The 10,148-nt window shown below is 67.7% G+C and carries 8 protein-coding genes and 1 pseudogene; 7 read left to right on the top strand and 2 right to left on the bottom strand.

Annotation, left to right across the window (positions count from 1 at the left end):
• From BM394_RS12170 to BM394_RS12145, 6 genes and pseudogenes are all read left to right on the top strand, one after another.
• Positions 1-252: pseudogene (locus tag BM394_RS12170) on the top strand (flavodoxin-dependent (E)-4-hydroxy-3-methylbut-2-enyl-diphosphate synthase); the annotation flags it as partial.
• A gap of 222 nt (positions 253-474) precedes the next feature.
• On the top strand, positions 475-1,311 hold the full coding sequence (locus BM394_RS12165) for a GNAT family N-acetyltransferase (protein WP_092977758.1): 837 nt from the start codon (positions 475-477) through the stop codon (positions 1,309-1,311).
• Between the two features lie 243 nt (positions 1,312-1,554).
• Positions 1,555-3,363, top strand: coding sequence for a penicillin-binding transpeptidase domain-containing protein (locus BM394_RS12160; protein WP_217643463.1), 1,809 nt, complete (start codon positions 1,555-1,557; stop codon positions 3,361-3,363).
• Between the two features lie 73 nt (positions 3,364-3,436).
• The gene (locus BM394_RS12155; protein ID WP_092977898.1) at positions 3,437-3,847 is read left to right on the top strand and encodes a type II toxin-antitoxin system VapC family toxin; all 411 of its coding nucleotides are present in this window, start codon (positions 3,437-3,439) and stop codon (positions 3,845-3,847) included.
• A 118-nt stretch (positions 3,848-3,965) separates the two neighbouring features.
• Positions 3,966-4,823 carry a type I methionyl aminopeptidase gene (gene map / locus BM394_RS12150; RefSeq protein ID WP_092977754.1) on the top strand — a complete coding sequence of 286 codons (858 nt, stop codon included), beginning with the start codon at positions 3,966-3,968 and terminating at the stop codon, positions 4,821-4,823.
• 148 nt (positions 4,824-4,971) lie between these two features.
• Positions 4,972-6,495 (top strand): cobyric acid synthase, encoded by a 1,524-nt coding sequence (locus BM394_RS12145; RefSeq protein WP_092977896.1) that lies wholly within the window; start codon positions 4,972-4,974, stop codon positions 6,493-6,495.
• Between the two features lie 38 nt (positions 6,496-6,533).
• On the opposite strand, the gene BM394_RS12140 is transcribed toward BM394_RS12145, so the two are convergent.
• Positions 6,534-7,229, bottom strand: coding sequence for a FadR/GntR family transcriptional regulator (locus tag BM394_RS12140; RefSeq protein WP_165400583.1), 696 nt, complete (start codon positions 7,227-7,229; stop codon positions 6,534-6,536).
• 49 nt (positions 7,230-7,278) lie between these two features.
• Here BM394_RS12140 and BM394_RS12135 point away from each other — a divergent pair, with 49 nt between their 5' ends.
• Positions 7,279-8,595: a CynX/NimT family MFS transporter gene (locus BM394_RS12135; protein WP_092977750.1), complete on the top strand. Its 1,317-nt coding sequence runs from the start codon at positions 7,279-7,281 to the stop codon at positions 8,593-8,595.
• Between the two features lie 154 nt (positions 8,596-8,749).
• Here BM394_RS12135 and BM394_RS12130 read toward each other — a convergent pair whose 3' ends face one another.
• Positions 8,750-10,147, bottom strand: coding sequence for a mycothione reductase (locus tag BM394_RS12130; RefSeq protein ID WP_092977894.1), 1,398 nt, complete (start codon positions 10,145-10,147; stop codon positions 8,750-8,752).
• Position 10,148 lies beyond the last annotated feature (1 nt).

Genomic DNA, 10,148 nt, shown 5'->3' with positions numbered 1-10,148 from the left:
GGCCTGGAGGGCATGGAGGTGCCGCTGCGGGTGGCGGTGATGGGTTGCGTGGTCAACGGCCCGGGCGAGGCCCGCGAGGCCGATCTCGGGGTGGCCTCGGGTAACGGCAAGGGCCAGATCTTCGTCAAGGGCGAGGTGATCAAGACCGTGCCCGAGAGCCAGATCGTGGAAACCCTCATCGAAGAAGCCGGACGCCTGGCGGAGGGGATGGAGCAGAGCTCCGACGACTCGCCGACCGTCACCGTCGGCTGACCGATGCGGCATCCGCTGTCCGGCCGTCGGTAAAGCGGGCGGCCCGTCGTCGGCGGGCCGTTCCGACCTGTTCCTTCGGGGATTCTTTCCGGCGGGATTCCCTGGTCAGGACGGCGTTCCCGCTCGAAAAACTCCTTCGATCGGGTGATCTCGGTGCGGAATACCTCACTTCCGGCATGTCTCGTGCGGCGTTGTCCTACGGGTTTCTGGCACGCTTGAGCAGTGCTCAAGCTCGCGGGTGCGCGGTTGTTACAGGGACGGGACTTGGCAAGCGTTCGTTCCCTGCTGGAATCGGATCCCGTGGCCGCCTGCATGGTGCTCTCCCGGATCGAGGCCGCCGAGATCGACCCGGTCTATCTGAGTGGTGAGCTGTGGGGATTCGGCAGCGGCTTCGAGGGGCTCTGCTACTCCGGTGCCAATCTCATACCGCTGCGCGGGGGCAGGGACGCGATGCGCGCTTTCGCCGACCGCGCGGCTCGACGCAGGCGGGTGTGTTCCTCGCTCGTCGGCCCAGCCGGGCAGGTCATGTCACTGTGGTCCGAGTTGTCCGCCAGCTGGGGACCCGCCAGGGAGGTACGTCCCGAGCAGCCGTTGTTGGCGCTGTCCGAACCTCCCGCGGGGTGGGTGGACCCCGCGGTGCGCCAGGTCCGTTCCGAGGAGCTCGACAGCTATCTGCCCGCGGCGGTGTCCATGTTCGTCGAGGAGGTCGGCGTGGATCCCCGCCGCAACGGTGGTGCCGTGGGTTATCGCGCGCGAATGGCCGATCTGATAGCCAGTGGACGCGCGTTCGCCCGGTTCGAGGACGGCCAGGTGGTCTTCAAGGCGGAGATCGGTGCGATCTCCGGTACCGTCGGTCAGATCCAAGGGGTCTGGGTACGCCCCGATCGACGTGGCAGTGGACTGGGGGCCGCCGGAACCGCGGCCGTGGCCGACCACCTGGTCCGCCGGATGGGGCGCAGGGCGAGCCTTTACGTCAACGATTTCAACATCGCCGCCAGAGCGGCCTACCGAAAGATCGGATTCCGGCGGGCCGGAACGTTCAGCACCGTACTGCTCTAGTCGGACACCGTTGTCTCGGTTTTCTCCCGCGATCGCTCGGCGGAACATCCCGCACGGCTCTCGCCGTGGCGAGGCCCGGCCCGGATATGACGGCGGGGCGGCTGTGAATCGGAACACTTCCTACTCGCTGTAATGCGTTCGGTGGATATTTCCCCCTGTTCAGCGACCTCGGTCGTGCCTTGGTGCGTTCTGCGCAACACAGCACGCACGACACCTGGACGATTCTTCGGCATACTGCGATCTGTGCGTACAGCTCGTGCTCTCAGTGCTCTGACGGGACTGCTCGTTACCCTGCCGTTGGCTTCCTGCGGCGTGTTCGACTCCGGCCCCTCGGCCGAGGACGCGGCGGCCGCCTATCTGCGTGACTTCGCCGCAGGCGACAACGCGGCGGCCGCTCGCCGCACCGACGCACCGGAAACCGCTCGGAAGTTCCTGGGCGAGACCAGGCGGAATCTCTCGCCGGAGAAGGTCGAGGCCTCCGTCACCGGGGTCGACTCCGGGGACGGTGGCAGTCCCACCACCGCGAAGTTCCGCGTTTCGTGGCAGTTCGGTTCCGACCGGGTCTGGAACTACGACGGTGAACTCGAGCTGCGCGAGAACGACAACTCCTGGAAGGTCCACTGGCGGCCCTCCGTGGTGCATCCCGAGCTCGGTTCGGGGCAGAGCCTGCACTACCAGCTGGATCCCGCCACTCCCGCGCCGGTCCTGGGGCGGGACGGTACCCGTCTGATGGGGCCCCAACGACTGATTCGCGTCACCGTGGTGCGCAAGGAGGTGGACAACCTCTCCGAGGTCGCCGAGTCACTGGCGCGGGGCCTGGAACCGGTGGCCCCCAGCGTCACCAAGCGGGGAATAGTCGAGGGCGCCAAGGACACCCCCGAGAACCAGGCCTACACCGTGGTCACACTCCGCATGTCCGACTACCGGCGGGTTAAGTCCGCGATATACGAATTACCAGGTGTCCGGTTCCCGGACAGGACCGCCCTGGTGGCCTCGGAACAGGGCTACGCCTCCCAGGTGCTGCCCGCCATCTCCGAGAGCAGGAAGGACCGGTTGAACGGCAGCGACGGCTGGCGCGTCTTCACGGCGAACTCTTCCGGTGCGGAGCTGAAAACGCTGCACCGGGCCGAACCCGAGCCTACCGAGGCACTCCGGACCACACTCAGCGACAAGGTGCAGCGTGCCGCCGAGAACGCGGTCGACCCGATCGACAAGCCCGCCATGATCGTGGCGATGCGTCCCTCCAGCGGCGGGGTGCTGGCCGTCGCGCAGAACGAGGCCGCCGACGACAAGGGCGCACTGGCGCTGACGGGGCAGTACCCGCCGGGGTCCACCTTCAAGATGGCGACCGCTCTGGCGACCCTCGAAGCCGACGAGGCCGACATCGGAACGAAGCTCGGTTGTCCCGCGGAGCGGACCTTCAACGGCAAGACACTGCCCAACGCGCATCATTTCGACCTCGGCCGCGTGACCATGAGGAAGGCCTTCGCCGAGTCCTGCAACACTACCTTCGCCGGACTGGCCTCCCGGTTGCCCGCCTCGGCGTTGCCGACGGCCGCCGAGAGACTGGGAATCGGCGCAGACTTCGCGATCCCCGGCATGACTACCCTGACGGGAGAAGTGCCCTCCTCCGAGGAGGAGGTGACGCGTGCGGTCAACGGCATCGGCCAGGGCAAGGTGCTCACCAGCCCGTTCGGGATGGCGCTGGCCAGCGCCTCGGTGGCCCACGGCTCCATGCCCACGCCCAAACTGCTCGAATCAGCCGAAACGCGAGTGAACGAGCAGGCGAAACGTGCCCCCTCCGAGCAGGCGTTGCGGAAACTCCGCGAGATGATGCGGGAGGTCGTGCGTTCCGGGACCGCCACCGAGTTGTCCGGCCTCGGCGAGGTGGCGGGCAAGACGGGGACCGCACAGTTCGGCGACGGCAGTCGGGCGCACGGTTGGTTCACCGGGTACCGGGGGGATCTGTCGTTCGCGGTGCTGGTGACCGATGCCGGGACCTCGGAGCGGGCGGTTCGGGTCTCGAAGGAGTTTCTCGACGGGGTCGGCTGATCCCGGTGTGTTAGGTTGTCGCGCACCGTGCCGTTCCGGGCGCGGTGCGAGATCACCGTGGACGGGAGTGGATGTGATCTACTTCGATTCTTCGGCCCTGCAGAAACTGATCGCCGCGGAACCGGAGAGCAACGCGCTCAGCGTGTGGATCCGGAGCAACTGGGAACAGCCACGTGCCACCAGTGCGGTCTCCAGGGTCGACATACTCCGTAGCTTTCGTACGGCGGGTCCCGCGGCCGAGGATCTCGCCTCGATCGTGGTGTCGAAGATCGAACAACTACCCGTCGGGCAGGATGTGCTCGACACCGCGAGCGGATTCGACTCGCCGCTGAGTTCCACGGAGGCCATCCAACTGGCCTCCGCCTGTCAGGCGCGGGACGGACTGCACGCGTTCGTCTCCTACGACCCGGTGATGCTGCGTGCCGCCGAACGCGTCGGCCTGGTGACCGTCTCACCGGGCAACGATGCGCCCGGTATGACGTGACGGGTCGGGCGGAGTCGTCCTTCCCGCTTCCGGTGCGGCGCTGTGTGGTTGGTCATTTCGGGGCCACGTGCTCGACTGCGGGCGGTTTCGCGTGGTGCCGACGTTCTAGAGTGAGGACATGCCCGTACGAAGCCCGCTGCAACCAGGACAGCAAACCCCCCGCCGTCCGGTGCCGTCCGGTATCGAGCGTCCCGAGTACGTCGACAAACCGGCACCGCGGCGCAATACCGATCCCGACGTGCAGCCTCCCGAAGTGATCGATGCCATGCGTGTCGCGGGCAAGCTCGCGGCCCAGGCGTTGGAGGAGGCGGGCAAGGCGATCCGTCCCGGTGTGACCACCGACGACGTCGACGCCGTGGTGCACGAGTTCTTCGTCGACAACGGGGTCTACCCGTCCACCCTCGGTTACCGCGGGTTTCCGAAGTCGTGCTGCACCTCGTTGAACGAGGTCATCTGCCATGGGATACCCGATTCCACGGTGATCGAGGACGGGGACATCGTCAACGTCGACGTGACCGGCTACATCGGCGGTGTGCACGGTGACAACAACGCGACGTTCCTCGCGGGCGAGGTCTCCGAACAGGCCCGGTTGCTCGTGGAGCGCACCCACGAGGCCACGATGCGGGCGATCCGTGCGGCGCAGCCGGGGCGGCAGCTGAACGTGATCGGACGAGTCATCGAGTCCTACGCCAAGCGGTTCGGCTACGGAGTCGTGCGGGACTTCACCGGACACGGCATCGGTCGCTCGTTCCACAGCGGCCTCGTGGTGCTGCACTACGACGAACCATCGGTACAGACGGTTATCGAACCCGGCATGACGTTCACCATCGAACCGATGATCACGCTCGGGACTCACGAGTACGACGTCTGGGACGACGGCTGGACGGTTACGACCAGTGACAAGAGCTGGACCGCGCAGTTCGAGCACACCATTCTGATCACCGAGGACGGCAACGAGATCCTCACGCGTCCCTGAACGCTCCGGAAGGAACGCGGATGCCCGGCCGGGGCGCGCTCACGTTGGGCACGCCCCCGTTCCGCTCGATGGCACGGGTTGTGAGCGAGGGCACTTCCACGTGGTGGGTGGGCCCGCGGGGACGTGGCCGTGGTGTATGAAATCCGACGTGAATTCACTGCTGGTTGCCGGGACGACCTCCGACGCGGGCAAGAGCGTACTCGTGGCCGCGCTCTGCCGTTGGTTGTCGCGTCGCGGTGCCCGGGTGGCGCCGTTCAAGGCGCAGAACATGTCCAACAACTCCGTCGTCACCACCTCGGGCGGCGAGATCGGACGTGCGCAGGCAGTACAGGCCATGGCCGCCGGTGTCGAATCCGACGTCCGGTTCAATCCGGTGCTGCTGAAGCCGGGCAGTGATCGCACTTCCCAGGTCGTGGTGCTGGGGCGGGTGGCCGGGGAGGCCACCGCGCTGTCCTATCGCGAGCGCAAGGCCGAGCTGCTGCACACGGTTACCGCTACGCTTTCCGAGCTGCGCTCCGAGTACGACTACGTGATCTGTGAGGGGGCCGGGTCACCGGCCGAGATCAACCTGCGTGCCCAGGACATCGCCAACATGGGACTCGCTCGTGCCGCCGAGCTGCCCGTGCTGGTGGTCGGCGACATCGACCGGGGCGGGGTGTTCGCCCAGCTGTTCGGCACGCTCGCGCTGCTGGATCCGGCCGACCAGGCGCTCGTTTCCGGGTTCGTGGTCAACAAGTTCCGCGGTGAACCCGAGCTGCTCACCCCGGGGTTGCGGGAGCTCGGCGAACTCACCGGTCGAACCGTGCACGGTGTGCTGCCGTGGTCGGAGGAGCTCTGGCTGGACGCGGAGGACTCGCTGTCGTACGTGGCCGACGGTGTGGTCGGTCGCCCCGCCCCACCGGTGGGCGAGCAGTGGTTGCGCGTGGCCGTGCCGCGACTGCCACGCGTGTCCAATGCCACCGACGTCGAGGCACTGGCGGCCGAGCCCGGTGTCTCGGTGCGGTTCGTGACGGAGCCCTCCCGGATCGCGGACGCCGATCTGGTGGTGCTTCCCGGGTCCAAGTCCACGGTCGCCGATCTCGACTGGCTCCGACGAACCGGACTGGCCGAAGCGGTTCTCGAACACGCCGCCGCGGGCCTGCCGGTGCTGGGGATCTGCGGTGGGTTCCAGATGCTGGGGAAGCGGATCGTCGATCACGTCGAGTCCGGTGCGGAGATCGACGCTCTCGGACTGCTGGACATGGAGATAGAGTTCGAGACGGCCAAGACGCTGGGCAATCCCACCGGCATCGCGCTGCGGCAGCCGGTCTCCGGTTACGAGATTCACCACGGCAGGGTGCGGCGCCCTCCCGAGACCGATCCGCTGGTTCTGCTCCCCGACGGTAACGGGGAGGGAGCGCTGCACGGCTCCGTCGCGGGCACGCACTGGCACGGCTTGTTCGAGAACGACGCGTTCCGCCGCGACTTCCTGGAACGCGCCGCCCGGATCGCCGGAAGGACGGGTTTCCGCGTCGCCGCGGACACCTCGTTCGCAGAGCTGCGCCGTGTTCAGCTGGACCTGCTCGGGGACATGGTGGAACACCACCTGGACACCGACGCGTTGCTTCGGCTGCTCGACCGTGGTGTCCCCGCCGGTCTGCCGCGCGTCTCCAGCGGTCTGGTCTCGCCCTGACCGGGTGCGTTCCCGGTGTGATGACCTCCGCGTTGTTTTCAGGCGGTGTCGTGCTCTTCCCCCGAGGTGAACTCGGCGAGTAGTTCGTCGAGGAAGCCGCCCGCCTCGGCCGCGGCCCGTTCGGGATGACCGTCGCGTACGGCTTCGAGCAGTTCGGTGTGGGAGACGTCGCGTTCCGGAGGGACCTCGGGGTCGAAGGTGGTGGCCACGCTGGAGAGCACCGCTTCGCTGATGCCCTGGTAGAGCTGGATCAGCACCGGGTTGTGCGAGGCCTCCACCAGCCGCAGGTGGAAGCGGCTGTCGGTGTGCACGACCCGCTCCGAGTCGCGTTCGGCGAGGGCGGTGTCCCGTTCCCGCAGCGCGATCTCCAGGTCGGCGACGTCGGCTTCGGTCCGGGCGTTCGCCGCCAACCGGGCGCTTTCCACTTCCAGGGCGCGCCGTACCTCCAGAACCTGCCGGAGTTCGGTGTCGCACAACCGGCTGACGGCTCCCGACAGCTCGCTCGTGGCGCGTACGAACGTGCCGTCTCCCTGCCGGACCTCCAGCAGTCCCGCGTGAGCCAGGGCCCGCACCGCTTCGCGGACCGTGTTGCGCCCGACGCCGAGCGCGTTGACGAGTTCCGCCTCCGGTGGGATCCGTTGCCCGAGAGGCCACTCGCCTGATGCGACTAACTCACGCATCTGGGCGATGACCTGGTCCACCAAACCGGTCCTCGTTGTCGTGACCAAGGGCACAGCGAGGTCCTTTCATCCAAACATCCTACGTTTGCGATACTAGTACGCGATGTCTTCCGAGTCGCGTACCGAAACCGTTCCCGATCGGTTGATCGTCCAGGATGCCAGTTCCGGGGCGGGCGAGGCCCGGAATGATACGAGTTCGCAAGCCAACGAAAGTACCCCCGAGATCAACGGCCTCCCCGACCGGAACGCGGCCGCGGGCGGTGGGCTGCTGCTGCTCGGGGTCGCGCTCGCCGCGGCGAACATGCGCCCCGCGGTGACCAGCCTCTCCTCGATACTCGGCGGGGTACGTGACGCGCTCGGTGCCAGTACCGTCTGGGCCAGCGCGCTCACCTCGGTGCCGACGCTGTGCTTCGGGGCGGCGGGCATAGCCGCACCGCTGTTGGCGCGTCGCTGGGGGAGGCGCGGCGTCGTCGGTGTCGCGCTGGGCGTGCTGACCGCGGCGATGCTGCTGCGAGTCGTGGGTGGCACGATCACCGTCCTCGCCGGCACCGTGGTCGCCTGCGCCGCTATCGCGATGTGCAACGTCCTCATCCCGGTGGTGGTCAAGGAGTCGTTCCCCACGCGGGTGGGTATGGCCACCGGCCTCTACACCACGGCGATGGCCGCGGGCGGCTCCGTGGGGTCCGCCTTCACTCCCTGGTTACGTGCCGAGCTGGGTGGATGGCGCCTGGCACTGGCCACTTGGGCGGTGCTGGCCCTGGCCGCCTTCGTCGTCTGGAACTCGGCGGGCAGTGGTCGCGCTCCCGATTCGGGAGCCGCGGCCCGGCAGCGAGCGGAGTCGACGGCGGAAGGTTCCTCGTTGCTGCGCAGCCCGCTGGCCTGGGCGGTTACCGGTTATTTCGCGATGCAGTCGCTGGTGGCCTACGTGGTCATGGGCTGGCTGCCCGAGGTGTTCAAATCGGCCGGTGCCGGTGCCGGTGCCGCCGGAGGGCTGCTGGGCCTGGTGCTGCTGATCGGTGTTCCGATCAGCATGGTGCTGCCACCCCTGGTCACGAGGACGAACGGTCAGTCGGTCTGGACGGTCTGCCTGGCGGCCACGGCCATCAGCGGCTTCCTGGGGGTGCTGTTCGCTCCGATGAGCGCGCCGCTGCTCTGGGCGCTGCTGATCGGCGTGGGGATGAGCGCGTTCCCGCTGGCGCTGGTGCTCATATCACTGCGCACCAGCAGTGCGGCCGATACGGGCAGGCTGTCCGGAATGGCGCAGAGCATCGGTTACCTGATCGCCTCCACCGGTCCCTTCCTGTTCGGAATGCTGCACGACGTCACCGCGAGCTGGTCGGCGTCGCTGGTGGTGTTGATAGGAGTGCTCACGGCGCAGGCCGTCCTCGGTGCGTTCGCCGGGCGCCCCCGCACCCTCTGATCCGGGGTTCCCCTCCGGGATTTCCGTCGGCAGGGGGGCCGGGAGTTCCGGCGGGAACGGGTGCGGGAACCGTTCGAGTGGTGGAAGCGGATCGGCCCGGTGAACACCGCGGTGCTCACCGGGCCGATCCTTGCCCGCTCTCGTGTCCGCCCGGTCAGTCCAGGGGCAGGCCGAGCAGCGCGTTCTCCACCAGCTCGGGCATCGCGGGGTGGATCCAGTACTGGCCGCGAGCCATGGAACGCGCGTCGATGCCGAACTCCATGGCCTGAACGAGCGGTTGGATCACGGTGGGTGCCTGCGGCCCGATGATGTGTGCGCCGAGCAGCTTCCCGGTCGCGGGGTCGGCGAGCAGTTTGGCGAAGCCGGTGGTGTCCTCCATCGCCCATCCGTAGGCGATACCGCCGTAGTCCTGTGTGGCGGTGACGTAGCGGATGCCGTACTCGGCGGCCCGCTGCTCGGTGAGTCCCACCGAGGCGATCTGTGGTTCGGAGAACACCGCGTGCGGGACGAAGCGGTGATCCGACTCGATCGGTGTGTCCGGGTACAGCAGATTGTGCTGCACCACCCGCTCCTCGTGGTTGGCGACGTGCTTGAGTTCGTACTCGCTGCTGACGTCGCCCAGCGCCCACATCCCCTCGACGGTGGTGCGCTGCGTGCTGTCCACTTTGACTTTTCCGTCCTCGGCGGTCTCGATTCCCGCCGCGGCGGTGTCGAGCAGGTCCGAGTTGGGGCGACGCCCCGTGGCCACCAGCAGCGTCCGTGCTTCGAGGGTCTCGGCCCCCTCCGGGCCGTCCAGCCGGAGCCGCACACCCTCCTCGGAACCGCTCACCTCGATCTCGCGCCGGTTCAACCGCAGGTCCCACTGCCGTGCGGCCAGCTCGGTGAACCGTGCCGAGATGTCGTCGTCCTCGCCACGCAGCACCCGTCCGGAACGGCCGACCATGGTCACGCGCACGCCCAGCGCGGAGAAGATGTGCGCGAACTCCGCCCCGATGAAACCCGTGCCCATGATGATCATGCTTTCCGGAAGGCTTTCCAGACGCATCACACTGTCACTGGTGTGGTACTCGACGTCCTCGATGCCCGGGACCTCCGGAATCACCGGGCGGCCTCCCGCGGCGATCACCACCCGATCGGCGCTGATCGTAGTCGGCCCTTCGGTCGTCTCCACCCGGAGCTCCCGTGCCGCGGTGAACCGTGCGGTGCCCTCGTAAAGCGTCACGTTGGGGTTCTCGTCCCTGCGGAACCGCTTCCCGCTTTCGGCGATCGTGTCGATCCTGCCGAACACACGGTCCCTGATCTCGCGCCACCGCACCTCGTCGAGCCGTACTCCGACTCCCAGCCGTTCCCCGGCGGTCGGGGAGTTCGCGACATCGGCGGTGTGCACGAACATCTTCGTCGGTATGCACCCCACGTTCAGGCAGGTACCGCCGTAGGACGAGTCGCTTCCGACACCCTTCTCCACGACCGCGACATCCCAGTCGGCGAATCGTTCGTCGAGGATCGCGTTACCCGAACCGGTGCCGATGATGATCAGATCGAAGTGTCGCACG

Source organism: Actinopolyspora lacussalsi subsp. righensis (assembly GCF_900116555.1).
In the GTDB taxonomy this organism is placed as follows: Bacteria; Actinomycetota; Actinomycetes; order Mycobacteriales; family Pseudonocardiaceae; genus Actinopolyspora; species Actinopolyspora lacussalsi.
The sequence above is the reverse complement of the archived record's forward strand: the minus strand, read 5'-3'. Positions and strand labels throughout refer to the sequence as shown.